The organism is Leisingera sp. SS27 (assembly GCF_028368855.1).
Classification (GTDB): domain Bacteria; phylum Pseudomonadota; class Alphaproteobacteria; order Rhodobacterales; family Rhodobacteraceae; genus Leisingera.
Genome location: NZ_JAQNCY010000006.1, coordinates 186929 through 211942, shown reverse-complemented (window position 1 = coordinate 211942; position 25014 = coordinate 186929). Strand labels below are relative to the sequence as shown.

The following is a 25014-nucleotide window of genomic DNA, read 5'->3' as shown; positions in this document are numbered from 1 at the left end:
AGCTCTCGTTTGCCCTAATGGTTCCCTAAAAATGGTTAAATGAAGTTTAATTGGTTTCCCAAAAGTGAATAGTTAAATTTCTAAAGGCAAATTTTTGCCGGTAACAGGGCCGCCTGCTTCCATGGCGTCGATTTTCTCGCGCGGCCAGACCACCTCGACGATGGCCCCGCGCCCTTCAGACCCATGCGCAGCAGTATGCATCTGGTCCCAGCCATTGGCGAACTTCAGACGCGCCCCGGTGCGCTGAAGCAGTGTCTTGGCAATGAAAAGCCCCAGCCCCATGCCTTCATATTCCGGACGTTGCTTCAGTTCGCTTTCCCCCCGGCGGCGGCGGACAAAAGGGTCGCCGATTCGGCCGAGCAGATGCGGCGGAAATCCTTGGCCGTCGTCGCTGATCAGAAGAACAATGCGCTCATCGTTCCAGGCCGCATTGATCCAGACCGTGGATTTCGAGAAATCCACCGCGTTCTGGACCAGATTGCGCAGACCGTGAATGATCTCTGGCTTGCGCAGCACTGTAGGCTGCTGAAAGTCACCGCCTTCCAGCGGTTCCTCGTGATAAAGAACCGCCTTGCCGCGATGCATGTGCGGCTCTGCTGCTTCAGTCACCAGTGTCGACAGCGGCGCCTGGCGCAGGTGCAGGTCATCCTTGCCAGCCCGGCCCATGCTGCGCAGGATGTCGCGGCAGCGGTCGGCCTGTTCGCGGATCAGCGCGGCATCTTCGCGCAGGTCGGGGCGGTCGTCCAGCTCCTCGATCAGCTCGGCACTGGTCAGCTTTATCGTCGCCAGCGGTGTTCCCAGCTCATGCGCAGCAGCGGCCACCACCCCGCCCAAATCAGTCAGCTTCTGCTCGCGCGACAAGGCCAGCTGGGTGGCGCTCAGCGCGTCCGACATCAGACGCATTTCGTTGCTGACCCGGAAGGAATAGGCGCCGATGAAAAGAATGGCGATGACGATGGCGATCCAGTTGCCGAAGATGAACACATCCGGGATCCGCAGGATGAACCCCTGCTCCGTGCGCAGCGGCAGGTGGAATTCGGCCATCAGGGTGACCAGGATAATGGCGGTTGCCCCGATGATCAGGGTGGAGCGCAGGCCCATCACCGCAGCGGAAATCGTCACGGGTCCCAGTACAAGCAAAGCAAAGGGGTTGTTCAGCCCGCCTGTCAGATAGACCAGAAAGGCCAGTTGCAGCAGGTCGAAGAGCACCATCAGGAAGTTCTCGAACTCGCTGAGACGCTTGTTTTCCGGAAAAGCGAAGATGGCGATCAGGTTGCCGGCGGCGGAAATACCGATTGCCAGATAGCACAGACCCAGCTCCAGCTGCAGGTTGAACCGGTGCTGTGCCACCGCAATGGCCGTGATCTGCCCGGCAATGGCCACCCAGCGCAGCAGGATCAATGTCCGAAGCCGGACCCAGTGACTGTGATCGTGGCTGCTTGCCAGCATGAAAAGTCGATCGTTCATCCGGTTCCGGTGCTCCCGCAGATGTGACGCCGTGCGCCAGTTGCATCGGCCGTATTTCTTGATAGGTCTGGCGCCGCAAACGATCAACAACCCTTCCCTGACGAAAAGTGTGATCCCATGACCCGCGTCTATGCTCTTCTAGCTGTTGCTTTTGTCGCTGCCCTTGTGGGGGGCGCCTGGTTTCTGACACGCGGGGGCGGCGGGGGTGACAAATTCGCGCAGTGCCGCAGCAGCCAGATCGCGGGCGGCACCGAAACCATCGGCGGCCCGTTCGAACTGATCAACGCCAAGGGTGAAACCGTCACCGACAAGGACGTGATCACCGAGCCCTCAATTGTCTATTTCGGCTACACCTTCTGCCCCGATGTCTGCCCGATGGATGCCGCCCGCAACGCGGATGCCATCGATGTTCTTGCAGAGCGCGGCATCAGCGCAACGCCAGTGTTTATTTCTATCGACCCGGACCGCGATACCCCTGAAGCCGTTGGTGATTTTGCTGCCAACCTGCATGAAAAGATGATCGGGCTGACAGGTTCGCTGGAGCAGGTGAAAGCTGCCAGCAGGGCCTACAAGACCTACTTCAAGAAGAACGAGGGGGATGAGGATTACTACCTCGTGGACCACTCCACCTTCTCGTACCTGGTGCTGCCCGAAGAAGGCTTCGTTGAGTTCTTCCGCCGCGATGAAACGGCACAACAAATGGCGGACAAGACCGCCTGCTTTGCCGGAAAAATCTGAAGCAGGATAGCTGTTTGACCTTTTCCCCTGCCCGGACATATTCTTGCGTCAATAGATAAAACTGCGCGGAGGACCGGGCATGGCCGAAACTGCTCTGCAGGAAATTGGACCCGACAAGACACTGCTGCTGGTCGATGACGACGAGCCGTTTCTGCGGCGCCTTGCCAAGGCAATGGAGAAACGCGGCTTTGAGGTGGAGACCGCAGGCTCCGTCGCCGCAGGCAGTGCCATCGCAACCGCCCGCCCGCCTGCCTATGCCGTGGTTGATCTGCGGCTGGAGGATGGCAACGGCCTCGACGTTGTCGAGGTGCTGCGCGAAAAACGCCCGGACAGCCGGGTTGTGGTGCTGACTGGCTATGGCGCCATCGCAACGGCAGTTGCGGCTGTAAAGATCGGCGCGACCGATTACCTGTCCAAGCCCGCTGACGCCACCGACATCATGAACGCGCTGCTGTCGACCGGAGACGAGCTGCCGCCGCCGCCGGAAAACCCGATGAGCGCCGACCGGGTGCGCTGGGAGCATATCCAGCGGATCTACGAACTTTGCGACCGCAATGTCTCGGAAACTGCCCGCCGGTTGAACATGCACCGGCGCACCCTGCAGCGAATCCTGGCCAAGCGCAGCCCGCGCTGAGCGGGTAGCTTCAGACACGGCGCTGCACCCTGCATCTGTGGGGTGTTGCGTACCCGGCGTACGCTGGTCTCACCGGATCTTAAGCGGCGTGCGGCATTGTGCCAATTGATCGCGGTCACTGCCGGGCCTGACACCCCCGGCGCATAGGAACAGGGCCCATTGGCACGGGCACGCACAGACGACGTTTCGCGTGCGGGAGGAAACTCCCGTCCCGACTCCGCCCCCTGGCGGCGCCGCCACCCATAACTTGCTCAAGCTCTTACTCAGGACAAACAGCTGTATAAGGATTGAAAAACCGGCGGGGCAACGGCTCTGACCGGTGCCAGCTACATCTGCTGCAACAGCGCCTGGTGCCGGGCTATGAAGTCCTGACGCACCTCCACCGGCGGGCGCAGGCGGATGTGCAGGCCTTTGGCAATCTCTGCATTCGGGCGGCCAAAGAACTTGCCGGCTTCTGCCTCTGAAAACCCAGCGATTTGTACCGCTTCCATCCAGGCACTGACCTTGTCCGCCCGCTTGATCTGCGCCTTCACCGTTTTGGGCAGCGCCGTAGGCAGCCCGAACCGCAGGTGAATGGCCGCCGTCAGCCGCTGATCCAGATCGCCGTAACCCGGACCGACCGCGGCCTTCACAGGAGAGATCATATCGCCGATCACATATTCCGGCGCATCATGCAGCAGCGCCGCCAGCCGCCATCTGACCGGCGCCTTGGGCTGCATGCGGGTGAAGATGTCCTCGACCAGCAGCGAATGCTCTGCCACGGAATAGGCAAAATCCCCCATCGTCTGGCCGTTCCAGCGCGCCACAAAGGCCAGACCGTGCGCGATATCCTCAATCTCGATATCGACGGGCGTCGGATCCAGCAGGTTCAGACGGCGGCCGGACAGCATTCTCTGCCAGGCGCGGGCGGGTTTGGCGGGCATGGGTTTTCCTGTTGCTGCACTCAGTCCTTTGACTACCTTCTGGGCCTGTGCCGGGCAATGCTTGCCGTCGTTTGTATGTTTTCGCGAACACGGATGAAAACGGGCAGTTTATGCGGCGTGAGTTTGAAAAAGGTGCATCCAGACCCAATATTATAGGTACACAAGGGGCACCGCCCCCTCTCTGCGGCAAACCCCTTTTGCGACGTGACACGCAACAGAAAGGAGTTTGTCATGTTCAAACGCTTACTTGGTCTTTCCCTGTTGTTCGGCATGGCAGCGACAGCGCCGCCAGCCTTGGCCGCCAGCTGCGGCGACCGTGAGGTCATGACGCAAAAACTGGAAAGCGGATACTCCGAACGGCTGACCGCCGGCGGATTGCAGAAAAGCCGCCCCGAAGCGACAGTGATTGAAGTTTGGTCTTCGGATGAAACCGGTACATTCACGGTTCTGGTCACACATGCAAACGGGATCAGCTGCGTTGTCGCAACCGGATCCTCCTTTTTCCACATTGCTGAAAAAGCGTCTGACCTGGGCACGCCAAGCTGACAATGGCCGCCTGACAGGCTTCCCCTCCTGCCTGACACTAGACGAAAAGCCTGAGCCAACGGCTCCGGTTGCGGGTATCTTCGTTGAATATCAACTATTGCAGTGCTAGGCCCTGCACCAAGTGTACTCGTAACCGGAATGGAGCAGACTATGGCCGGGGATTATATCGTCAAGGACATCGCGCTGGCAGGCTTTGGCCGCAAAGAGCTGGACATCGCTGAAACCGAAATGCCGGGCCTGATGGCCCTGCGCGAGGAATATGGTGAAAGCAAACCGCTGAAGGGCGCGCGCATTGTCGGCTCGCTGCACATGACCATTCAGACCGCGGTTCTGATCGAGACGCTGGTGGCGCTGGGTGCGGATGTGCGCTGGGCCTCCTGCAACATCTTCTCGACCCAGGACCACGCCGCCGCGGCAATAGCCGAGGCCGGCATTCCGGTCTTTGCGATCAAGGGCCAGACCCTGGAAGAGCATTGGGATTACCTCGACAAATCCTTCATGTTCCCCGAAGGCGCGAACCTGATCCTGGACGATGGCGGCGACGCTACTCTTTACGTGCTGCTGGGCGCCCGTGCCGAAGCAGGCGAAGAGATCATCCCGGTGCCGCAATCCGAGGAAGAAGCGGTCATCAAGGCGCAGATCATGAAGCGCATGGAAGCATCGCCCGGCTGGTTCACCAAGACCCGCGACGCAATCCTGGGTGTGTCCGAGGAAACCACCACCGGCGTTCACCGCCTGTATGAACTGCAGAAGAACGGCCAGCTGCCGTTCCCGGCGATCAACGTGAACGACTCTGTCACCAAGTCGAAATTCGACAACAAATACGGCTGCAAGGAATCGCTGGTCGACGGCATCCGCCGCGCCACCGACACCATGATGGCCGGCAAGGTTGCCGTGGTCTGCGGTTATGGCGACGTGGGTAAAGGCTCCGCAGCCTCCCTGCGCGGCGCCGGTGCCCGCGTGAAAGTCACCGAAGCCGATCCGATCTGCGCGCTGCAGGCCGCCATGGATGGTTTCGAAGTTACCCTGCTGGAAGATGAAGTCGCCACCGCTGACGTGTTCATCACCACCACCGGCAACAAGGACGTGATCCGCATCGAGCACATGCGCGAGATGAAGGACATGGCGATCGTCGGCAACATCGGCCACTTCGACAACGAGATCCAGGTCGCCGCGCTGAAGAACCACAAATGGACCAACATCAAGGACCAGGTGGATATGATCGAGATGCCCTCCGGCAACCGTCTGATCCTCTTGTCCGAAGGCCGGCTGCTGAACCTCGGCAATGCCACCGGCCACCCGTCGTTTGTGATGTCGGCCTCCTTCACCAACCAGGTGCTGGCCCAGATCGAATTGTGGACCCGCGGCGACCACTATGAAAACGACGTCTACATCCTGCCCAAGCATCTGGACGAGAAAGTCGCCCGCCTGCACCTGGGCCGCATCGGCGTCAAGCTGACCCAGCTGAGCTCTGAGCAAGCCGCCTATATAGGTGTCAAGCCGGAAGGCCCGTTCAAGCCGGAGCATTACCGCTACTAAGCTGTAAAAGCAGAACTACCAAAGCGCCGCCGGGGAAATCCGGCGGCGCTTTTCATTTCCCGGCTTGCTTAGCTGCCAGTGGTTGGGTCGATAACAGTTTCGATTCTTGTGATCTTACTGGCCGGGAAGCCGCTCAGCTTTGAATGCTCGTGTATCGCGTCTTCGGAGTCGGCCAGGTAAATGCAGAAGGTTTTGTCTCCGGCAACGTAGGAGTGCTGCCACTGGACCCGGGGGGCCAGTTTGGCCAGCGCCTCATTGGAGGTGCGCGCCGCGCCGCCAAGCTCTTCACCGCTCATGCTGCCTACCTTCGGGATCTCCCGTTCGATGAGAAACTTTTGCATGGAATTACCTCCTCCGTGTCGCTGTTACGCAGGCCTCGATATAGGTCCCTGGCCCGGAAAGGCATCTGCCCTGGCGCCGAAAAGCGGTGGCAATGCTATTGAGGGATCTGGAACTGTGAACCCGGAGGAAGGGCGCGGCTCAGCTGGCAATACCTGAAGATGAAACCTTCCGGTTTGCTTCCCGTCTTTTCCGATTTAGCTCGCATTGTCCGGGTTATTGTTTTGCGGAATCGGCGCTGAACGGCCTATACCTAAGGAACCGGCCAGGACGGCCAGGAACCAGATTTTCATACGCGTGTGGTGGATAGTGGAGCACGCGGGGTGGAAGGGAAGGTCCTGATTGTCCTCAGGTCCTTCCCTTTTTCATTTCAGATCAGCGCCAGCGCAGACCGGTGTCAGTTCAAAACAGCGTCAGCACCAGACCTGCCGCCGCGCAGGCCAGCGTGGCATAGCCGCCATCAATCAGCGTCAGTTTCACCGGCCGCATCCCGTACATGTTGTTGAGCGCAATCCAGGGGCTGATGAAAAAGAGGCCGATGCCGGCGCCCCCCACAAGACCTGCGCCCAGGGACTCGATACCCGACAGGCTGAACACATGGCGCATCATGCCGGCCACAATCAGCTGCAGGACAAAAGCCATAGCGAAGATCATCGGGCTTTGCCCGCCCTTCGGCTTGCCGCTCTCGTCAACTTCCACGCCAGACGCTTCAACCCAAGGCTTGGCCAGGGTGCCGTAATACGCGGCCCCAAGGGCAAAAGCAGCCGCAGCCGCGGCAATCACGCTGAGAAATCCCATGATGCTCTCCTGAATGGTTTTGGCCATTTGAAAGCAGAGTGTCAGATCAGCTTGGATCTGTCTCCCCCAGCGCGCAGATGGCGGCCCACTCGGTTTCGCTCACCGGCTGCACTGACAATCGGGAGTTTTTCACCAGCACCATGTCTTCCAGCCGCGGGTCGGCCTTGATCTGGTCCAGGCTTACTGGCTTGGCAAAGGGGCGCACCGCCTTGATGTCCACGCATTCCCAGCGGTCGTCCTCGGTGGTGCTGTCGGGATGCGCCCCGGCGCAAACCTCGACGATGCCGACCACGGATTTTTCTTTCTGCGAGTGATAGAAAAAGCCACGGTCGCCGATTTTCATCTCGCGCATGAAGTTGCGCGCCTGGTAGTTCCGCACGCCGTCCCATTCTTCGCCTTCATCGCCCTTGGCAACCTGGTCATCCCAGCTCCAGGTGGAGGGTTCGGATTTGAACAGCCAATAGCGCATCAGCCGATGACTTTCTTCCAGGTGATCAATTCTACTGCTTCGAACAGGCCTGCTTTGTTATAGGGGTCGTTCGCTGCCCATACCTCTCCGGCCGCCATATCCACTACGTCCAGAATTACCAGGGAGCCTGCCATATTGCCTTCCTGATCCAAAAGCGGCCCCGCCTGTGCGACTGCACCAGTGTCGTTGATATAGGCAAGATGGGCGTCACGGTTGTCGAGCCGGGTCTGCAAATGGCCGGGCTTGTCGCGGGCGATCAGGGCGATGAGCATTTTATTCCTCTTTTAATGGTCTTTTAAGCAAATGTGCCGCTGCCTCGCTGATCGTCAAGCGCTGATCTACTAAATTGGTTACCGTGAGTGTGACCGGCATATCCAAGGCCATCCGCTGGGCCTGCTCCGCCACGGCCCGCGCGGTGGCTGCTCCTTCCACGGTGATGCTGGGGTCAAATTCCTCGCCGCGGCCAATGGACAGGCCCAACCGGTAATTGCGGGACAAGTCAGAAGTGCAGGTCAGCGCGAGGTCGCCAAAGCCTGATAGCCCGGCCAGCGTTTCCGCTTTGGCGCCGCAGGCCAGCGCCATGCGCTGCATCTCCGCATAACCGCGGGTCATCAGCGCCGCACGGGCGCTGTCACCCAGCCCGGCGCCGATGACCGCACCGCAGGCAATCGCCATCACATTCTTCAGCGCGCCGCCGATTTCCGCGCCGATGGTGTCCGTGGTCCGGTACAGGCGCAGGTTGGCGGTGGTCAGCAGTTCCTGCAGGGACTTGCACAGATCGGCATCGCCGCAGGCCAGCGTCAGCGCGGTTGGCAGCCCCCGGGCGATGTCAGCAGCAAAGCTTGGCCCGGTCAGCAGCGCGGCCTTCGCATCTGGCAGAACCTCCTGGATGACGGCAACCGGGCCTAGACCGGTCTCCAGCTCAATCCCCTTGCAGCAGGCAACAAGTGTCTTTCCTGCCAGCTGCGCGCCGTACTCCTCCAGCACGCCGCGCAGCGTCTGCATCGGCACCGCCAGAAGCAGCACTTCGGACTGGCTGGCCTTGGCGATATCCGCGGTGACAGTGAGGTTTTCCGGCAGCGACACGCCCGGCAGCCGTGTGCCGTTGCGGCGGCTGTCCTGCATCGCCTGGGCCTTCATTGCGTTGCGCGCCCACAGGGTCACCGGCCCGTTGCCGGCCAGCGAGATTGCCAGGGCGGTGCCAAATGCGCCAGATCCCAGTACCGAGATGTTCATGCTTTTGCTCCCTTGCGGCCGGATCCGATCAATGCCGGGCTGTTTTGATCCAGCGGCCAGCGGGGGCGGGCGGTCAGATCCAGCCCGTCGCGCGCGCCCGCCTTGAACCGCTCCAGGCCCGCATAGGCGATCATCGCCGCATTGTCGGTGCACAGCCGCAGCGGCGGTGCGGTAAAGGCGGCGCCGGCCTCTTCGCAAACAGCCTCCAGTGCTGCCCGAATGGCGGTATTTGCTGCCACACCGCCAGCCACAGCAATGGCTGCCTGCGCTGGCTGTTCTTCCAGATACAGACGGATGGCGCGGCGGGTTTTCTCCGCCAAGGTATCAGCCACCGCTGCCTGAAACCCTGCACACAGGTCGGCGCGGTCCTGGCGGGTCAAGCCGCCCTTTTCCGCCACAATCTGATCGCGCATCCGCATCAGCGCGGTTTTCAGGCCGGAGAAAGACAGGTTGCAATCGGGCCGGTCCAGCAAGGGCCGGGGAAAGCGGAACCGCTTGGGGTCACCCTTTTCCGCCTCAGCCTGCACCGACGGCCCGCCGGGTTGCGGCAGGCCCAGCAGCCGGGCGGTTTTGTCAAAGGCCTCGCCCGGTGCGTCATCGATGGTGCCGCCCAGCCGGGTGAAATCCTCAGGCCCGCGCACCAGCAGGTACTGGCAGTGGCCGCCGGAAACCAGCAGCATCAGATAGGGATAGGCAATCCCGTCCGTCAGCCGTGGTGTCAGTGCGTGGCCTGCCAGGTGGTTTACTCCGATCAGCGGCAGGCCGGTCGCGGCGGCAATCCCCTTGGCGCACATCACGCCGGACATCACGCCGCCGATCAGCCCGGGGCCGGCCGTGACGGCAACCGCATCCAAGTCCTTCAGGCTCAGCCCGGCCTCTGCCAGCGCATCACGGACGCAGATGTCCAGCTTTTCGGCATGGGCGCGGGCCGCGATTTCCGGCACCACGCCGCCAAAGGCGCTGTGCAGCTCGGTTTGGCCGAACACGATTGAGGACAGGACTTCCGGCTTGACCCCCTCTGCCTGCCGTACCACGGCGGCGGCGGTGTCGTCGCAGCTGCTCTCCAGCCCCAGGATTGTCAGGGTCTTTGTCATGGCCTTACCGTTGCATCAAACTGCCGCCGGGGCTACCACCGAAGCGGGGTGCAAACAATCCCGGGAGCCTGGCGATGGTGCCTTTGCTGATGACACGCCCGCTGGCAGCGGCAAAGAGGTTTGCCGCCAGCCTGCCTGCAGAGGCACTTGCCGGGCTGCAAGTGATCTATACGCCGCTGATGGAGATCCAGCCGGTTCAGGCACCGATCGATATGCAGGGCATAAAGGGGGTGATCTTCACCTCCGCCAACGGTGTTGAAGCCGCTTCACGTGAAACCGCAGTCCGGTTGCCTGCCTTTTGCGTCGGGGAACGCACGGCGCAGGCTGCGGCCGGATTGGGCTGGCAGGCCGAGTTCTTGGGGCAATGTGCTGATGAGCTGACTGCAGCCCTGCTGAAAGGTCGGCCGGAGGCACCGCTTTTGCATCTGCGCGGCACCCATGCCCGCGGAAGCATTGCCCGGCGGCTGACGGAGGCAGGCCTCCCGTGCGATGAGCAAATCGTGTATGATCAGGCGCTTCTGCCGCTGACGGAGGAGGCGCAAACCGTGCTTGCTGCGCAAAACGGTGTGATCGTGCCGCTATTTTCACCCAGGACTGCGCGCCATTTTGCCAATCTGTGCGGGGACGCGTCGCATTTGCATCTGATTGCACTGAGCGAGGCTGTGGCGGAACCGTTGAAAGGCTTGAATTACAAGGCTTTCAGCGTAAGTAAAGCCCCGGATGCACCGGCCATGGCGGCGGCTGTCCTTGATGCCGCAGCGCAGCTGTCCCGGCTTGAGGGCCAGAGACGCGCGGAGTAGGGTCCAGCGTGTTCGCACAAATGTATTTTAGGAATCGAGGGGGAGGCCGGCGTGGCTGACAAGAAAAATCCGGAAGACGTGATTGAGCCCGGCCCCGGTGAAACCCAGCCGGCTGAAGATGCTGCAGAGACTTCAGAACAGGATGCGGCGCAGGAAACCGGTGCTGAGTCCGTTGACACTTCTGATGATGTAGTCTCCCCGGTTTCCGAGACCGAGACCGAGACCGAGACCGAGACCGAGACCGAGACCGAGACCGAGACCGAGACCGAGACCGAGACCGAGACCGAGACCGAGACCGAGACCGAGACCGAGACCGAGACCGAGACCGAGACCTTTGATCAGGACACCGCTGCAGAGCGGGAAGAGGCCTCGGTTGAACCGCTTGCCGCGGTTGAGGTTCCGCGTGAAATCGAACGCGTGGTGGAAAAGCGCGGCGGCTTCGGCTCTGCGGTGCTGGGCGGTGCCGTGGCGGCTGTAATCGGCTTCGTGGCCGGTCAGGGCGGCTGGCTCGACAGCGTCTTGCCCGCCTCCATGCGCGGCGGCGTTGATCTGACCGCGCTTGAGACTGGCCAGGCAGAGCTGGAGGCAGCCCTTGCTGCATTGAAACAGCAGGTGGAGGCCACTCAGGCGCCCGACCTTGCGCCGCTTGCCTCCCGCATTGATGCCCTGGCCGCGGACATTGAACCGCTGAAAACCGCGTCGGCCCCGGATGCGGCTTTGCGGGCGGATCTGGATGCATTGGCGGCCCGTGTTGCCGCGCTGGAAACCCGGCCGCCCGAAGGCACCTCGCCGGAGGCTGTGGCCGCGTTTGAAGCTGAACTGGCCAAGCTGCAGGACAGTCTTGCCGCGCAGCGGTCTGAAGTTGAACAGATGCTGGCGGAGGCCCAGGCAATGGATGCCGCCAGCGCCGAGGCAGCGCGGATCGCCAGCGCCCAGACCCAGCTGGCGCAGCTGCGCTCTGCGCTGGACAGCGGCAACAGCTATGCCGCCAATGTGCAGGAGCTTTCAAACCTGGGTGTGGACGTGCCCGCAGCCCTGACCGGTCCGGCAGACAGCGGTGTTGCCACAATTTCCGCCTTGCGCGACAGCTTTGCGCCGGCGGCCCGGGATGCGCTGGCTGCGGCACGCGAGGAGACCAAAGGCAGCGGCGGTTTGCTGGACTACGTGAACCGGCACCTCGGCGCACGCTCGGTAACCCCGCAGGAGGGTGAGGGTCCGGACGCGGTCCTGTCCCGTGCTGAAGCCGCGGTGGCCGCAGGCAAGCTGCAGGATGCGCTGACCGAACTATCTGCATTGCCCGAAACGGCCCGTGCGGCCCTGTCCAACTGGGAAGCCGCGGCAAATGCGCGGGCGGCTGCTGTCACAGCAGCTGCTGAACTGGCCCAAAGCCTGCAAGCCAAATAAGGAAGCCGCCATGCTCTGGTCGTTGTTTAAGATCCTCGTATTTGTCGCAATTGTCGCGCTTCTTGCCTTTGGCGCCGGTCTGCTGATGGAAACAGCCGGCGGGGTGCAGATCACCGTTGCCGGCACGGAATACACCCTTGGCGCGCTGCAGTCCGTCATTGCGCTGGGCGTGCTGGTTGCTGGTCTGTGGCTGTTCCTGAAACTGCTGTCGCTGCTGGTCGCCACGCTGCGCTTCCTGAATGGCGATGAAACCGCGCTGTCGCGCTATTGGGACAAGGGCCGCGAGCGGAAAGGCTACCAGGCGCTGTCGGATGGTCTGATGGCGCTGGCCTCTGGCGAAGGGCGCCTGGCGCTGGCCAAGGCGGCGCGGGCGGAGAAGTATCTGCAGAAGCCGGAGCTGACTGATCTTCTGGTCGCGCAAGCGGCGGAGATGAGCGGCGATACCCACAAGGCCGCGGAGGCGTACAAGCGTTTGCTCTCCAACCAGCCGACCCGCTTTGTCGGGGTGCGCGGGATCATGAAGCAGAAGCTCTCGGAAGGCGACATGGATACCGCCCGCCAGCTGGCCGAAAAGGCACTGGCGCTGCGCCCCAAGCACGAGGAAGTGCAGGACACGCTGCTGCGCCTGCAGGCGCAGGCCGAAGACTGGGCAGGCGCGCGCAAGACGCTGTCGACCAAGCTCAAGACCGGCACCCTGCCGCGCGATGTGTACAAGCGCCGCGATGCAGTTCTGGCTTTGTCAGCCTCCAAGGGGGTGCTGGATGAGGGCGCAACCGTCGAGCAGCAGGAGCAGGCAATTGAGGCCAACCGCCTGTCGCCGGATCTGGTCCCGGCTGCTGCCATGGCTGCACGGGCCTATATTGCCAAGGGCAAGAAACGCCCGGCTGTCCGGCTGCTGAAGAAAGCCTGGGAAAGCCAGCCGCACCCGGATCTGGCCCACGCCTTTGCCGAAATCGAGCCGGAGGAAACAGCTGCGGAGCGCGTCAAGCGGTTCGACCAGCTGGCGCGTATCAAGCCGCTGAACGACGAGACCCGGCTGGTGATGGCAGAGCTGAACATCGTGGCCGAGGATTTCCCCGAAGCCCGCCGCTGGCTGAATGACCTGGCCAAACGGGCGCCGGACGCTCGCGCGCTGACGCTGATGGCGGCAATAGAACGCGGCGAGGGTGCCAGCGACAAGGTGGTGCAGGGCTGGCTGGCCAAGGCGCTGACCGCGCCGCGCGGGCCGCAGTGGGTCTGTGACAGCTGCAATCATATCCATGCGGAATGGGCGCCGGTCTGCGAGCATTGCTCCAGCTTTGACACCTTGTCCTGGAAGCGACCGGAGACGCCGGAGGTGGCCAGCGTCGCAGCCGCCCACATGCTGCCGCTGATCACCGGCGCGCTTGAGGACAAAAGCGCGGAACCGGTCGAGGATGCGGAGATAGTCGAACCAGCCGAGGATGCAGAGAGCGAGACCCGGGAAACGGTTAAACCGGAGACCTGAAGCCGTTTCCACTAAAACGAAGATCCAAGATAGACGGCAGGCGGGTCCTGCCGTTTTTCATTTTGAACAGGTGATGCTGCACGCCTCCGCAGGGTCCGGGGCATTCGGCGGCTTACAAATTTCATCTATTCGGGGGATGGTGCCCAGGAGAGGACTCGAACCTCCACGTCCATACGGACACTAGCACCTGAAGCTAGCGCGTCTACCAATTCCGCCACCTGGGCAGGTGTCGTGAGACCGGCGTATAAGCAGCTTGCCGGGGGGCGTCAAACGGATTCTTCAGGATATTTGGCTGATGGTCTCCAAGCCTTTGCCCGAGATGCGGAAAAACCAGTGCAAGCAGGCTGGTTGAGCCGCCGCAGCGGCCATTTGCGCCTTGTTTGGCGCCTCTTGCGGCGCTACAGCATAGGGGCAGCTAAGTTCAGGAGCCAAATGATGTCCAAACTGGTCACGATCTATGGCGGATCCGGTTTTGTGGGCCGCTACATCGCGCGGCGCATGGCCAAGGAAGGCTGGCGGGTGCGGGTTGCCGTGCGCAGGCCAAACGAAGCCATGCATGTGAAACCCTACGGTGTTCCGGGCCAGGTGGAGCCTGTTTTCTGCAATGTCCGCGACGAAATGTCAGTAGCGTCTGTGATGCAGGGTGCGGATGCAGTTGTGAACTGCGTCGGTGTTCTGAACGAGCTGGGCAAGAACACATTTGGCGCCATCCACGCCGATGGCGCAGGCCGCATTGCCCGCATCGCCGCGCAGCAAGGCGTTGCCAATCTGGTGCATATCTCGGCGATTGGCGCCGATGCGGATGCTGCCAGCCAGTATTCCCGGACCAAGGCCGACGGCGAAGCCGCGGTGAAACAGCATTTCCCGGGTGCCGTTATCCTGCGCCCCTCGGTGATCTTCGGGGCAGAGGACGGCTTCTTCAACCGCTTTGCCGGCATGACCCGCCTGTCGCCCTTCCTGCCGATTGCAGCAGGCGGCACCAGGTTCCAGCCAGTGTTTGTGGACGATGTGGCCAAGGCTGCGGTCAAGGGCGCACTGGGTGAGGCTGAGGGCGGCGTTTACGAGCTGGGCGGGCCTGAGGTCAAAACCTTCCGCGCGCTGATGGAACAGATGCTGGAAGTGATCCACCGCCGCCGCGTCATCATCTCGCTGCCGGGTTTCATGGCAAAGCTGGTGGCGTTTGGCTTTGACGTGCTTCAGTTCGTCAGCTTCCAGCTGATCGAGAACAAGATGCTGACCCGCGATCAGCTGAAAAGCCTGAAGTCGGACAATGTTGTGTCTGATGGTGCCAAGGGGTTTGCAGCTCTGGGTATCGACCCTGTGTCCGCTGGTTCCGTGCTGCCGGACTACCTGTGGAAGTTCCGTCCCTCCGGCCAGTATGACGAAATGACGGACTCTGCCCGCAATCTGCGCAACGGCGCCTGATCCGGGGCAAGGCTGAAGAACTTGAGAGCGCGGGACATTACCCGCGCTTTTTCATGTCCGCCTCAGCTGCTGTAGGCAATGCTCAACAGCACGGCACCCAGGATCACGCGGTAGACTACATAAGGTGTGAAGCTGACTGATCGCAGCAGCTTCATCATCAGGCTGAGTGCAGCAAGCGCTGACAGCATTGCCAGAAGAGCGGCAATGCCGGCATCCCGCAGCAGCGCGGTGTTGGCCTCCAGAGCCACCTCTGTTCCCAGCAGAACGCCCGAGGCGATGATGGTCGGGATCGACATCAGCATGGCAATGCGGGCACCGTCCTCCCGCTTATAGCCCAGCTGGCGCGCTCCGGTGATGGTGATGCCGGAGCGTGAAGTGCCCGGGATCAGCGCCAGCATCTGCCACAGGCCCATGATCAGCGCGTCCCGCAGGCTCCAGTCGCCGGCCTGTTTTACCGCGGCGCCTTTCTGGTCTGCCCAGTAGAGCACAAGACCGAAGCCGAGCATGGTCCATCCGATCACGGTGATCGACCGCAAGGCATCGCTGAGGCCGGTGAAATGCAGCAAGGCGCCGAACAAAACGGTGGGGATGGTGGCCACGATCAGCCCCATGGCCAACCGTGCGCCTGGCGTGTCTGTTCGGCCCGTCAAAGCACGGGGCAATCCGGCCAGCCCCGTTCGCACATCGCTCCAGAAATAGATCATCACCGCCGCCAGGGTGCCGACATGAACAGCGACGTCGATCACCTGGCCCTGATCATCGAGGCCTGTGAGACCCGGCAGCAGAATCAGGTGTCCGGACGAGGAAACAGGCAGGAATTCGGTGATGCCTTGGATCAACGCAACCAGAATCAGTTGAAAAAGCGGCATGCTGAAATCTTCCTTCGCTGGCCGCGGAAGGGCCGTAAACTGTCGCGTCTCTGTATAAATCCCGGCTCTGGATTGGAAAGTCATTATTAAGGTCCGAAATGGACCTAAAATATCTGTACATTTCCACCAAAAACGATATCAGAAGGAAAGTGCTGGCAAAATAGGTCAGCACAGTTGACATAAAGGCGTATCCGTACCTGAAAGGGTGCCAGCGCAGCCAGACAAACGATGGAGTCCAGCCCGTGGCCAAGCAACCGATGCTGAAATTTGTGCAGATCGAACGCGACATGCCTCAAAAGCGTGACGCAAGTGTGCGCAAGGAAGACTTCAATGAGATTTATGCGGAGTACGCAGCTGCCAAGGCCGAAGAACAGGCCAGCCGCTGCAGCCAGTGCGGTGTGCCGTACTGCCAGAGCCACTGCCCGCTGCACAACAACATCCCCGACTGGCTGCGCCTGACTGCAACCGGCCGCCTGGAAGAGGCCTATGCCACCAGCCAGGCCACCAATACCTTCCCGGAGATCTGCGGCCGCATCTGCCCGCAGGACCGCCTGTGCGAAGGCAACTGCGTGATCGAACAGTCCGGCCATGGCACCGTGACCATCGGCTCGGTTGAGAAATACATCACCGACACCGCCTGGGAAAACGGCTGGGTCAAGCCCGCCGCACCGCTGGCCGAGCGCAGCGAGAGCGTTGGCATCATCGGTGCCGGCCCTGGCGGCCTGGCGGCGGCGGACATGCTGCGCCAGGCGGGTGTGCAGGTCACTGTTTACGACCGCTATGACCGCGCCGGCGGGCTGCTGATGTACGGCATCCCCAGCTTCAAGCTGGAAAAGGACGTGGTGGAACGCCGCAACAAGCTGCTGGCCGACGGCGGCGTGACCTTTGTGCTGAACTGCAACGTGGGCGAGGACATCTCCTTTGAAGACATTCACGGCAAGCATGACGCGGTGATCATCGCCACCGGCGTCTATAAATCGCGTGATCTGGCAATGCCGGGCAGCGGTGCTGAAGGCATCGTCAAGGCAATCGACTTCCTGTGCGCCTCCAACAAGAAGAGCTTTGGCGACGAAGTTGCTGAGTTCGACAACGGCAGCCTGAATGCCGAAGGCAAGAAGGTTGTGGTGATCGGCGGCGGCGACACCGCGATGGATTGCGTGCGCACCTCGATCCGCCAGGGCGCGACCTCGGTCAAATGCCTCTACCGCCGCGACCGGGCCAACATGCCGGGTTCGCAGCGCGAGACCCAGAACGCCGAGGAAGAAGGCGTGATCTTCGAATGGCTGTCGGCGCCCAAGGGCTTCACGGACGAGGGCGGCAAGGTCTCCGGCGTGATGGTGCAGAAAATGCGCCTGGGCCAGCCGGATGCCTCGGGCCGTCAGGCGCCGGAAGTGATCGAAGGCGCGGACTACGTCGAGGAGGCCGATCTGGTTATCAAAGCCCTGGGCTTTGAGCCGGAAGAGCTGCCCACCCTGTGGAACCAGCCGGAGCTGCCGGTGACCCGCTGGGGCACCGTCAAGGCGGCGTTCAAGACCGGTGCCACCGAACTGGATGGCGTCTATGCGGTGGGCGACATCGTGCGCGGCGCATCGCTGGTGGTTTGGGCGATCAAGGACGGCCGCGACTGCGCCGAGGCGATCCTGGAGAAACTCAACAGCAAGGCCGCGGTGGCGGCGGAATAACCCGGCACCCCCTGTACACCGTCTGTGCACCCCCTGTGCACCGGCGGGGCAGCGACCGAACCGCAGCAAGGTCAGCATTGCTGACCCAGCCAGCAGAAGGACAATGGATATGAGCGAATTGCAGGGACAGTGCATGTGCGGCGCGGTCAGCGTCACCGCAACGCCGGTTCAGGCGTCCCTGACCGCCTGCCATTGCGACATGTGCCAGCGCTGGGCCAGCGGCCCGTTCCTGAGCTTTCAGGCGGACACCGGCTATGCGGCGCTGGGCCCGGTGCGGACCTTTCAGTCCTCGCAATGGGCGGAACGGGCGTTCTGCGGCGAATGCGGATCGGTGCTGTGGTACCGGATGACAGCGCCGGGAAAGATGCATGGCCACACGCAGATTTCGGCTGGCCTGTTTGAAAACGCCGGCGGCGCTGCGCTGAAGCTGGAATTCTTCATCGACGAAAAGCCTGCAGGCTATGGTTTTGCCGGCGCCCACCGGCGGATGACTGGCGAGGAATGCCGCGCCATGTTCGCCGAAACCGCTGAAGGAGAAGCCTGAGGCCCGCTCGGCCCGCTGCTGACTGCCATGCCGATGATGATCCGCAAATCCCTCCGTCAGGCAATGTTCCGCCTGAGATCCCGCCGCCTCCACGCGGACGCGGCGCTGGAGATCCGTGCGCTGGAAGGGCGCGGGGATGGCGGCATGATCGTGTTCACAAGCTATCATGCCAATGCCGCCAAGCGCGGACTGCTGGAGTTTGCGGCCAGCGCCTCGGACGGGGGCGCGCGCCATTGCATCTTTGTCACCGACCGCCGCCAGGGCTGGTTCCAGGGGGCAGGTGTTGCGGCGGCGATCCTTCGGGCCGTGTCCGGCTATGTCCAACAGCACGGTTTGCGCCGGCTGATGACGGTCGGGGTGTCGATGGGCGGCTATGGCGCGCTGTCTTATGCCGCGGAACTGGGCGCTGGCCGCGCGCTGGCGCTGGCACCGCAGTACTGCCCGCGCCCGGAAACGTTTCCGGCGGACCGCCGCTGGATCGAAGCGCGCAGCCGGATCACGGACTTCAGCCGTCCGGCGCTGGATCAGGCGATGGGCGGGCAGGTGCAGTACACCCTGCTGCATGGCCGCAACAATGCCGAGGAAGCGCTGCACTGGCAGTCCTTCCCGCAGGGGCCGGGTATTCATCACTACCTGGCTGACCGCGACAGCCACGATGTCATCGACCCGCTGCGCGACGCGGGCATCCTTTACCCGGTGATCGGCGCCGTCTGGCAGGACGATCAGGACCGCGTGAAAACCCTTATGCAACGGATCCGCGCGGTGCCCCGCGCCTGGGGCGAACGCGCCCTGGATCTGCACAGTCAACCGGCCGCAGCGGCATGCTGCGCCATCAGTTAATCGGAGAACGTCATGACCAAATTTGATGCCGCATGGGTCAAGGCCGAGGAAGACAAGCGCAAATGGATGGCCGAAAACGGTCTCTATTCCGAGGAGGAAGAGCATTCCTCCTGCGGCGTGGGCCTGGTGGTGTCGGTCGACGGCAAGAAAAGCCGCAAGGTGGTTGAGGCCGGCATCGACGCGCTGAAGGCGATCTGGCACCGCGGTGCGGTGGATGCCGACGGCAAGACCGGCGACGGCGCGGGCATCCATGTGCAGATTCCGGTTCCGTTCTTCTATGACCAGATCCGCCGCACCGGACACGAGCCGCGCCAGGATGAGCTGATGGCGGTGGGCCAGGTGTTCCTGCCGCGCACCGATTTCGGTGCCCAGGAGCGCTGCCGGACCATTGTCGAGACCGAAGTTCTGCGCATGGGCTATTCCATCTACGGCTGGCGCCATGTGCCGGTGGATGTGACCTGCCTGGGCGAGAAGGCCAACGCGACCCGCCCCGAGATCGAGCAGATCCTGATCTCCAACGCCAAGGGCGTGGATGAAGAGACGTTTGAGCGGGAGCTCTATGTGATCCGCCGCCGGATCGAGAAGGCGGCCAATGCGGCTGCGATCTCGGGTCTCTATATTGCGTCGCTGTCCTGCCGCTCGATCATCTATAAGGGGATGATGCTGGCAGAACAGGTGGCTGTGTTCTACCCGGACCTGATGGATGAGCGTTTCGAGAGCGCCTTTGCGATCTATCACCAGCGCTATTCCACCAACACCTTCCCGCAGTGGTGGCTGGCGCAGCCGTTCCGCATGCTGGCGCATAACGGCGAGATCAACACGCTGAAGGGCAACCTGAACTGGATGAAGAGCCATGAGATCCGCATGGCCTCGGCGACCTTTGGCGACTATGCCGAGGACATCAAGCCGATCGTGCCGGGCGGGGCGTCAGACTCTGCCGCGCTGGACGGGGTGTTCGAGGTTCTGGTGCGCGCGGGCCGGTCGGCACCGATGGCGAAGACCATGCTGGTGCCGGAAAGCTGGTCCAAGCAGGCGGTGGAACTGCCGCAGGCCTGGCGCGACATGTATTCCTACTGCAACTCTGTGATGGAGCCCTGGGACGGCCCCGCCGCGCTGGCGATGACCGACGGCCGTTGGGTCTGCGCGGGCCTGGACCGCAACGGCCTGCGCCCGATGCGCTATGTGGTGACCGGCGACGGGCTGGTGATTGCAGGCTCCGAGGCCGGCATGGTGCCGATTGACGAGGCGTCGGTGGTCGAGAAGGGCGCCCTGGGCCCGGGCCAGATGCTGGCTGTCGATATGGAAAAGGGCAAGCTGTTCCGCGACACCGAGATCAAGGACAAGCTGTCGCGCGCGCTGCCCTTCGGCGACTGGGTCAAACGTATCAACGATCTGGACGGGACCCTGGCGAAGGTGACTGAACAGCCGCTGTTCAGCGGTGAGGAGCTGCGCCGCCGCCAGGTGGCCGCGGGCTACACGATTGAGGAGCTGGAGCAGATCCTGGCGCCGATGGCCGAGGACGGCAAGGAATCGCTGGCCTCGATGGGGGATGACACCCCGTCTGCGGTGCTGTCCAAGATGTACCGCCCGCTGAGCCACTTCTTCCGGCAGAACTTCTCCCAGGTGACCAACCCGCCGATCGACAGTTTGCGCGAATTCCGGGTGATGTCGCTGAAGACCCGGTTCGGCAACCTGAAGAACGTGCTGGACGAGGACAGCTCCCAGACCGAGATCATCGTGCTTGAGAGCCCGTTTGTCGGCAACGCCCAGTGGGACAAGCTGGTGCAGCAGTTCAATGCGCCGCTTGCGGAAATCGACTGTACCTTTGCACCGGGCCGCGGCTCGCTGAATGCCGCACTGGCGCGGATCCGGGCCGAGGCCGAGGAGGCGGTGCGTTCGGGTGCCGGCCATATCGTGCTGACTGACCAGTATTCGGATGACGGCAAGGTGGCGATGCCGATGATCCTGGCAACGTCTGCCGTGCATTCGCATCTGACCCGCAAGGGCTTGCGCACCTTCTGCTCGCTGAACGTCCGCTCCGCCGAATGTATCGACCCGCATTACTTTGCGGTGCTGATCGGCTGCGGCGCCACTGTGGTGAACGCCTATCTGGCCGAGGATTCGCTGGCCGACCGGATTGAGCGCGGCCTGCTGGACGGTTCGCTGACTGAAAACGTCGCGCGCTACCGCGAGGCCATTGACCAGGGTCTGTTGAAGATCATGGCCAAGATGGGGATCTCGGTTGTGTCGTCTTACCGCGGCGGGTTGAACTTTGAAGCCGTAGGCCTGTCCCGCGCCATGTGCGCGGAGTATTTCCCGGGCATGACTTCGCGTATTTCGGGGATCGGTGTGACCGGCATCCAGACCAAGGCGGAGGAAATCCACGCCAAGGCCTGGAAGGCGCCGGAAGGCATCCTGCCCATTGGCGGTTTCTACAAGGCGCGCAAGTCGGGTGAGACCCACGCCTGGGAAGCCACCAGCATGCATATGATGCAAATGGCCTGTAACAGAGCCTCATATGAGCTGTGGAAGCAGTATTCGGGAAAGATGCAGAGCAATCCGCCGATCCACCTGCGCGACCTCTTGCAGATCAAGCCGCTGGGCAAGGCGGTTCCGATTGAGGAAGTGGAATCGATCACTTCGATCCGCAAGCGGTTCGTGACCCCGGGCATGTCGCTGGGTGCGCTGAGCCCCGAGGCGCACAAGACGCTGAACGTGGCCATGAACCGGATCGGCGCCAAGTCCGACTCCGGCGAGGGCGGCGAAGATCCGGCGCATTTTGTGCCGGAGCCGAACGGTGACAACCCCTCTGCCAAGATCAAGCAGGTGGCATCGGGCCGCTTTGGCGTCACTGCCGAATACCTGAACCAGTGCGAGGAACTGGAAATCAAGGTGGCCCAGGGCGCCAAGCCCGGTGAAGGCGGCCAGCTGCCGGGGATGAAGGTCACCGACCTGATTGCCCGCCTGCGCCATTCGACCAAAGGTGTGACCCTGATCTCGCCGCCGCCGCACCACGATATCTACTCGATCGAGGATCTGGCGCAGCTGATCTATGACCTGAAGCAGATCAACCCGCGCTGCAAGGTGACGGTGAAGCTGGTGGCGTCCTCCGGCGTTGGCACCATCGCCGCGGGCGTGGCCAAGGCGAAGGCTGACATCATCCTGATCTCGGGCCACAACGGCGGCACCGGGGCGTCGCCCGCGACCTCAATCAAATATGCGGGCCTGCCGTGGGAGATGGGCCTGACCGAGGCGCATCAGGTGCTGGCGATGAACAACCTGCGCGAGCGGGTGACGCTGCGCACCGACGGCGGCCTGCGCACCGGGCGCGACATCGTGATGGCGGCGATGCTGGGGGCTGAGGAATACGGCATCGGCACCGCAGCGCTGATCGCGATGGGCTGCATCATGGTGCGCCAGTGCCAGTCCAACACCTGCCCGGTCGGTGTTTGCACCCAGGACGAGAGCCTGCGCGCCAAGTTCACCGGCAATGCGGACAAGGTGGTGAACCTGATCACCTTCTATGCACAGGAAGTGCGGGAAATCCTCGCCTCCATCGGCGCCCGCAGCTTGGATGAGGTGATCGGCCGGGCCGACCTCCTGGCGCAGGTGTCGCGCGGTTCTGCGCATCTGGACGACCTGGACCTGAACCCGCTGCTGATCACCGTCGATGGCTCCGCCAACATCGTCTACAACCGCGAGCGTGAACGCAACGCGGTGCCGGACACGCTGGATGCGGAAATTGTACGCGACGCGGCCCGCTTCCTGCAGGACGGCGAGAAGATGCAGCTGTCTTATGCGATCCAGAACACCCACCGCACCGTGGGCACCCGGACCTCCAGCCATATCGTGCGCAACTTCGGCATGCGGAATTCGTTCCAGCCGGACCACCTGACGGTGAAGCTGCAGGGTTCTGCCGGTCAGGCGCTGGGCGCCTTTGCCGCGCCGGGGCTGAAGCTGGAAGTGTCGGGTGATGCGAACGACTATGTCGGCAAGGGCCTGTCAGGCGGCATCATTGTGGTGCGCCCGCCGCAGGTGAGCCCGCTGGTGGCGAGCGAGAACACCATCATCGGCAATACCGTGCTGTATGGCGCCACCGATGGCTACCTGTTTGCAGCCGGCCGCGCGGGCGAGCGCTTTGCGGTCCGCAACTCCGGCGCCAAGGTGGTGATTGAGGGCTGCGGCTCCAACGGCTGCGAATACATGACCGGCGGCGTTGCGGTGATCCTCGGCTCGATCGGCGCCAACTTCGGTGCAGGCATGACCGGCGGCATGGCCTATCTCTATGATCCTGAAGGCAAGGCCGAGGACTTGATGAACAGGGAATCCCTGGTCACCTGCCCGGTCACCGTTGCCCATTGGGAAGCAGAGCTGAAGGGCCTGATTGCCCGCCATCTGGATGAAACCGGCAGCCGTAAGGCCGCGGAGATTCTGCAGCATTGGGACATCGAGAAGGCGAACTTCCTGCAGGTCTGCCCGAAGGAGATGCTCGACAAGCTGCCGCATCCGGTGATGCAGGAGCAGGCGGCTGTTCCGGCAGAATAAGCCCTGTTAGAGACGAAAACGGGAACCCCGCAGGCAAATGCTTGCGGGGTTTTCTTTTTGGCGGTTGGTTCGCGGGGGCATGCTGGCCTATAGAGGGGCATGGCGAAGGCAGTTGCAAAAAAGAAGAAAACCAAGAGCAGCAAAAAGACGGCGGCGCTGAAGGTCCAGCCGTTGCGCTGGCTGCGGCGCTGGGTTTTGCGGGCGGCTCTGGCAGTGGCCGGGGTGTTTCTAGCCCTTATCCTGCTGTACTCGGTGGTGAACCCGCCGATCACCCATACCATTTGGGCCGAGCAGCGCCGTTTGGGCGAGGTGGACCGGATGTGGGTGCCGCTGGAGGAAATGGCGCCGGTGCTGGCGCGCTCTGTCGTGGCGGCCGAGGATGCGCAGTTCTGCCGCCATTGGGGATTTGATGCCCGCGCAATTCAGGCCGCAATCGAGGCGGGCGGGAGCCGCGGCGGCTCCACCATTTCACAGCAGGTGGTGAAGAACGTGTTCCTGTGGCAGGGCCGAAGCTGGCCGCGCAAGGTGCTGGAGACGCTGCTGACGCCGGTGGTGGAAATCGTCTGGAGCAAGCGCCGCATTCTGGAAGTCTACCTGAACGTGGCCGAAATGGATGAGGGCGTGTTTGGCGCCGAAGCGGCGGCGCGCAAGTATTTCGGTGTGGGCCCGGAAGGCTTGAGCGCCCGTCAGGCGGCGCTGATTGCCGCGGTGCTGCCTAATCCAAAGGAACGCTCGGCCCGCAAGCCCTCCGGCTTTGTGCAGCGCCGGGCGCGGCAAATCCAGGACGGGGCGGCCACCATTCGCGCAGACGGGCGGGCGGATTGTTTCGAGGATTGAATCTTTCTCCCCTGCAAGGCATTGCTGGGGAAACCGTTATAAGTTTTCTGGAGATCCCCTGTAGCCATGGCGCGCCTGTACCACGTTCCCCTGTCCCCCTATTGCCGCAAGGTGCGGCTGTCGCTGGCAGAGAAGAAGATCGAGGTTGAACTGGTCGAGGAACGCTACTGGGAGCAGGATCCGGATTTTCTGCGCCGCAACCCGGCTGCCAAGGTGCCGGTGATCCGGCTGGACGGCCAGATGATGGCCGAGAGCGCCGCAATCTGTGAATACCTGGAGGAAACCCGCCCCGAGCCGCCGCTGATGCCCAAGGATGCCGCGGGCCGGTTTGAGGTGCGCCGCCTGGTCAGCTGGTTTGATGACAAGTTCCACCACGAGGTGACGTCGAAACTGCTGTATGAGCGGGTGAACAAGAAGATCACCGGTGAGGGCTATCCCGACAGCCGCAACGTGAAGGCCGGCGCCAAGGCGATCAAATACCACCTGGATTACATGGCCTGGCTCTTGGATCACCGGCGCTGGCTGGCCGGGGACATGATGACGCTGGCGGATTTCGCTGCCGCCGCGCATCTGTCGTCGCTGGATTACATTTCGGATGTGGACTGGAACCGGTCGGCGGTGGTCAAGGACTGGTACGCCAAGATCAAGTCGCGGCCCGCCTTCCGGTCGATCCTGGCGGATCAGGTGCCGGGTTTCCGGCCGCCGCCGCATTACACTGATCTGGATTTCTGATATTAACGGGGTTAGGGGGCTGTCTGCCCCCTCTTGAGCCTCCGGCTCAATTCACCCCCGAGGATAT

The 25014-nt window shown here is 62.5% G+C and carries 23 protein-coding genes and 1 tRNA gene; 14 read left to right on the top strand and 10 right to left on the bottom strand.

All coding sequences use genetic code 11. The features are described 5' to 3' along the window. Window positions 1-72: 72 nt before the first annotated feature. Window positions 73-1467 (bottom strand): sensor histidine kinase RegB, encoded by a 1395-nt coding sequence (gene regB / locus N6L27_RS14660; protein ID WP_271908039.1) that lies wholly within the window; start codon window positions 1465-1467, stop codon window positions 73-75. Between the two features lie 117 nt (window positions 1468-1584). Between regB and N6L27_RS14655 the strand changes: the two genes are divergently transcribed. After that, window positions 1585-2205, top strand: a complete 621-nt coding sequence (locus N6L27_RS14655; RefSeq protein WP_271908038.1) for an SCO family protein — start codon at window positions 1585-1587, stop codon at window positions 2203-2205. 79 nt (window positions 2206-2284) lie between these two features. Then, window positions 2285-2839 carry an ActR/PrrA/RegA family redox response regulator transcription factor gene (locus N6L27_RS14650; protein ID WP_039184470.1) on the top strand — a complete coding sequence of 185 codons (555 nt, stop codon included), beginning with the start codon at window positions 2285-2287 and terminating at the stop codon, window positions 2837-2839. A gap of 326 nt (window positions 2840-3165) precedes the next feature. On the opposite strand, the gene N6L27_RS14645 is transcribed toward N6L27_RS14650, so the two are convergent. Next, window positions 3166-3762 (bottom strand): HD family hydrolase, encoded by a 597-nt coding sequence (locus tag N6L27_RS14645; RefSeq protein WP_271908037.1) that lies wholly within the window; start codon window positions 3760-3762, stop codon window positions 3166-3168. Between the two features lie 231 nt (window positions 3763-3993). Between N6L27_RS14645 and N6L27_RS14640 the strand changes: the two genes are divergently transcribed. Continuing rightward, complete coding sequence (locus N6L27_RS14640; protein WP_271908036.1) at window positions 3994-4308, top strand: hypothetical protein; 315 nt, start codon at window positions 3994-3996, stop codon at window positions 4306-4308. Between the two features lie 150 nt (window positions 4309-4458). Continuing rightward, window positions 4459-5847 (top strand): adenosylhomocysteinase, encoded by a 1389-nt coding sequence (ahcY, locus tag N6L27_RS14635; RefSeq protein WP_271908035.1) that lies wholly within the window; start codon window positions 4459-4461, stop codon window positions 5845-5847. A gap of 68 nt (window positions 5848-5915) precedes the next feature. Here the strand turns inward: ahcY and N6L27_RS14630 are convergent, their stop codons facing one another. The 6 genes from N6L27_RS14630 to tsaD form a co-directional block, all read right to left on the bottom strand. Further along, window positions 5916-6188: a DUF4242 domain-containing protein gene (locus N6L27_RS14630; RefSeq protein ID WP_271908034.1), complete on the bottom strand. Its 273-nt coding sequence runs from the start codon at window positions 6186-6188 to the stop codon at window positions 5916-5918. A 400-nt stretch (window positions 6189-6588) separates the two neighbouring features. Further along, complete coding sequence (locus N6L27_RS14625; RefSeq protein WP_271908033.1) at window positions 6589-6984, bottom strand: DUF1761 domain-containing protein; 396 nt, start codon at window positions 6982-6984, stop codon at window positions 6589-6591. 46 nt (window positions 6985-7030) lie between these two features. Further along, window positions 7031-7453 carry an EVE domain-containing protein gene (locus N6L27_RS14620; protein WP_271908032.1) on the bottom strand — a complete coding sequence of 141 codons (423 nt, stop codon included), beginning with the start codon at window positions 7451-7453 and terminating at the stop codon, window positions 7031-7033. Next, window positions 7453-7725: a YciI family protein gene (locus N6L27_RS14615; RefSeq protein WP_271908031.1), complete on the bottom strand. Its 273-nt coding sequence runs from the start codon at window positions 7723-7725 to the stop codon at window positions 7453-7455. The genes N6L27_RS14620 and N6L27_RS14615 overlap by 1 nt, the downstream gene beginning before the upstream one ends. A 1-nt stretch (window position 7726) precedes the next feature. Further along, window positions 7727-8689: an NAD(P)H-dependent glycerol-3-phosphate dehydrogenase gene (locus N6L27_RS14610; RefSeq protein WP_271908030.1), complete on the bottom strand. Its 963-nt coding sequence runs from the start codon at window positions 8687-8689 to the stop codon at window positions 7727-7729. Continuing rightward, window positions 8686-9783, bottom strand: coding sequence for a tRNA (adenosine(37)-N6)-threonylcarbamoyltransferase complex transferase subunit TsaD (gene tsaD, locus N6L27_RS14605; RefSeq protein ID WP_271908029.1), 1098 nt, complete (start codon window positions 9781-9783; stop codon window positions 8686-8688). Before tsaD ends, N6L27_RS14610 begins: the two co-directional genes overlap by 4 nt. A gap of 89 nt (window positions 9784-9872) precedes the next feature. Here tsaD and N6L27_RS14600 point away from each other — a divergent pair, with 89 nt between their 5' ends. The 3 genes from N6L27_RS14600 to N6L27_RS14590 are packed head-to-tail and all read left to right on the top strand — an operon-like array spanning window position 9873 to window position 13473. Further along, entirely contained in the window at window positions 9873-10583 is a 711-nt protein-coding gene (locus tag N6L27_RS14600) for a uroporphyrinogen-III synthase (RefSeq protein WP_271908028.1), read from the top strand. Between the two features lie 51 nt (window positions 10584-10634). Next, complete coding sequence (locus N6L27_RS14595; protein ID WP_271908027.1) at window positions 10635-11987, top strand: COG4223 family protein; 1353 nt, start codon at window positions 10635-10637, stop codon at window positions 11985-11987. A gap of 10 nt (window positions 11988-11997) precedes the next feature. Further along, window positions 11998-13473, top strand: a complete 1476-nt coding sequence (locus N6L27_RS14590; RefSeq protein ID WP_271908026.1) for a heme biosynthesis protein HemY — start codon at window positions 11998-12000, stop codon at window positions 13471-13473. Between the two features lie 137 nt (window positions 13474-13610). Here the strand turns inward: N6L27_RS14590 and N6L27_RS14585 are convergent. Then, window positions 13611-13697: transfer RNA gene (locus tag N6L27_RS14585), tRNA-Leu, on the bottom strand. A 211-nt stretch (window positions 13698-13908) separates the two neighbouring features. Between N6L27_RS14585 and N6L27_RS14580 the strand changes: the two genes are divergently transcribed. Further along, window positions 13909-14898, top strand: coding sequence for a complex I NDUFA9 subunit family protein (locus tag N6L27_RS14580; protein WP_271908025.1), 990 nt, complete (start codon window positions 13909-13911; stop codon window positions 14896-14898). A gap of 62 nt (window positions 14899-14960) precedes the next feature. On the opposite strand, the gene N6L27_RS14575 is transcribed toward N6L27_RS14580, so the two are convergent. Further along, complete coding sequence (locus N6L27_RS14575) at window positions 14961-15767, bottom strand: undecaprenyl-diphosphate phosphatase (protein ID WP_271908024.1); 807 nt, start codon at window positions 15765-15767, stop codon at window positions 14961-14963. Window positions 15768-16009: 242 nt separating this feature from the next. Here N6L27_RS14575 and N6L27_RS14570 point away from each other — a divergent pair, with 242 nt between their 5' ends. The 6 genes from N6L27_RS14570 (at window position 16010) to fzlA (ending at window position 24947) form a co-directional block, all read left to right on the top strand. Beyond that, the gene (locus N6L27_RS14570) at window positions 16010-17449 is read left to right on the top strand and encodes an NAD(P)-dependent oxidoreductase (RefSeq protein ID WP_271908023.1); all 1440 of its coding nucleotides are present in this window, start codon (window positions 16010-16012) and stop codon (window positions 17447-17449) included. A 109-nt stretch (window positions 17450-17558) separates the two neighbouring features. Then, window positions 17559-17993 (top strand): GFA family protein, encoded by a 435-nt coding sequence (locus N6L27_RS14565; RefSeq protein ID WP_271908022.1) that lies wholly within the window; start codon window positions 17559-17561, stop codon window positions 17991-17993. 63 nt (window positions 17994-18056) lie between these two features. Beyond that, window positions 18057-18833 (top strand): hypothetical protein, encoded by a 777-nt coding sequence (locus N6L27_RS14560; protein WP_271908021.1) that lies wholly within the window; start codon window positions 18057-18059, stop codon window positions 18831-18833. A gap of 12 nt (window positions 18834-18845) precedes the next feature. Further along, entirely contained in the window at window positions 18846-23378 is a 4533-nt protein-coding gene (gltB, locus tag N6L27_RS14555; protein WP_271908020.1) for a glutamate synthase large subunit, read from the top strand. Window positions 23379-23477: 99 nt separating this feature from the next. Next, window positions 23478-24215, top strand: coding sequence for a monofunctional biosynthetic peptidoglycan transglycosylase (mtgA, locus tag N6L27_RS14550; protein ID WP_271908019.1), 738 nt, complete (start codon window positions 23478-23480; stop codon window positions 24213-24215). A 66-nt stretch (window positions 24216-24281) separates the two neighbouring features. Then, on the top strand, window positions 24282-24947 hold the full coding sequence (gene fzlA / locus N6L27_RS14545) for an FtsZ-binding protein FzlA (protein WP_039184994.1): 666 nt from the start codon (window positions 24282-24284) through the stop codon (window positions 24945-24947). Window positions 24948-25014 lie beyond the last annotated feature (67 nt).

Excerpts from the sequence above, each read along its gene's own strand:
- N6L27_RS14580 (WP_271908025.1), top strand. The coding sequence starts at position 13,909 with ATGTCCAAACTGGTCACGATCTATGGCGGATCCGGTTTTGTGGGCCGC.
- N6L27_RS14640 (WP_271908036.1), top strand. The coding sequence starts at position 3,994 with ATGTTCAAACGCTTACTTGGTCTTTCCCTGTTGTTCGGCATGGCAGCG.
- N6L27_RS14565 (WP_271908022.1), top strand. The coding sequence starts at position 17,559 with ATGAGCGAATTGCAGGGACAGTGCATGTGCGGCGCGGTCAGCGTCACC.
- N6L27_RS14620 (WP_271908032.1), bottom strand. The coding sequence starts at position 7,453 with ATGCGCTATTGGCTGTTCAAATCCGAACCCTCCACCTGGAGCTGGGAT.
- fzlA (WP_039184994.1), top strand. The coding sequence starts at position 24,282 with ATGGCGCGCCTGTACCACGTTCCCCTGTCCCCCTATTGCCGCAAGGTG.
- tsaD (WP_271908029.1), bottom strand. The coding sequence starts at position 9,783 with ATGACAAAGACCCTGACAATCCTGGGGCTGGAGAGCAGCTGCGACGAC.
- regB (WP_271908039.1), bottom strand. The coding sequence starts at position 1,467 with ATGAACGATCGACTTTTCATGCTGGCAAGCAGCCACGATCACAGTCAC.
- N6L27_RS14610 (WP_271908030.1), bottom strand. The coding sequence starts at position 8,689 with ATGAACATCTCGGTACTGGGATCTGGCGCATTTGGCACCGCCCTGGCA.
- mtgA (WP_271908019.1), top strand. The coding sequence starts at position 23,478 with ATGGCGAAGGCAGTTGCAAAAAAGAAGAAAACCAAGAGCAGCAAAAAG.
- N6L27_RS14600 (WP_271908028.1), top strand. The coding sequence starts at position 9,873 with ATGACACGCCCGCTGGCAGCGGCAAAGAGGTTTGCCGCCAGCCTGCCT.
- N6L27_RS14650 (WP_039184470.1), top strand. The coding sequence starts at position 2,285 with ATGGCCGAAACTGCTCTGCAGGAAATTGGACCCGACAAGACACTGCTG.
- N6L27_RS14560 (WP_271908021.1), top strand. The coding sequence starts at position 18,057 with ATGTTCCGCCTGAGATCCCGCCGCCTCCACGCGGACGCGGCGCTGGAG.
- N6L27_RS14590 (WP_271908026.1), top strand. The coding sequence starts at position 11,998 with ATGCTCTGGTCGTTGTTTAAGATCCTCGTATTTGTCGCAATTGTCGCG.
- N6L27_RS14655 (WP_271908038.1), top strand. The coding sequence starts at position 1,585 with ATGACCCGCGTCTATGCTCTTCTAGCTGTTGCTTTTGTCGCTGCCCTT.
- N6L27_RS14630 (WP_271908034.1), bottom strand. The coding sequence starts at position 6,188 with ATGCAAAAGTTTCTCATCGAACGGGAGATCCCGAAGGTAGGCAGCATG.
- ahcY (WP_271908035.1), top strand. The coding sequence starts at position 4,459 with ATGGCCGGGGATTATATCGTCAAGGACATCGCGCTGGCAGGCTTTGGC.
- gltB (WP_271908020.1), top strand. The coding sequence starts at position 18,846 with ATGACCAAATTTGATGCCGCATGGGTCAAGGCCGAGGAAGACAAGCGC.
- N6L27_RS14645 (WP_271908037.1), bottom strand. The coding sequence starts at position 3,762 with ATGCCCGCCAAACCCGCCCGCGCCTGGCAGAGAATGCTGTCCGGCCGC.
- N6L27_RS14625 (WP_271908033.1), bottom strand. The coding sequence starts at position 6,984 with ATGGGATTTCTCAGCGTGATTGCCGCGGCTGCGGCTGCTTTTGCCCTT.
- N6L27_RS14575 (WP_271908024.1), bottom strand. The coding sequence starts at position 15,767 with ATGCCGCTTTTTCAACTGATTCTGGTTGCGTTGATCCAAGGCATCACC.
- N6L27_RS14615 (WP_271908031.1), bottom strand. The coding sequence starts at position 7,725 with ATGCTCATCGCCCTGATCGCCCGCGACAAGCCCGGCCATTTGCAGACC.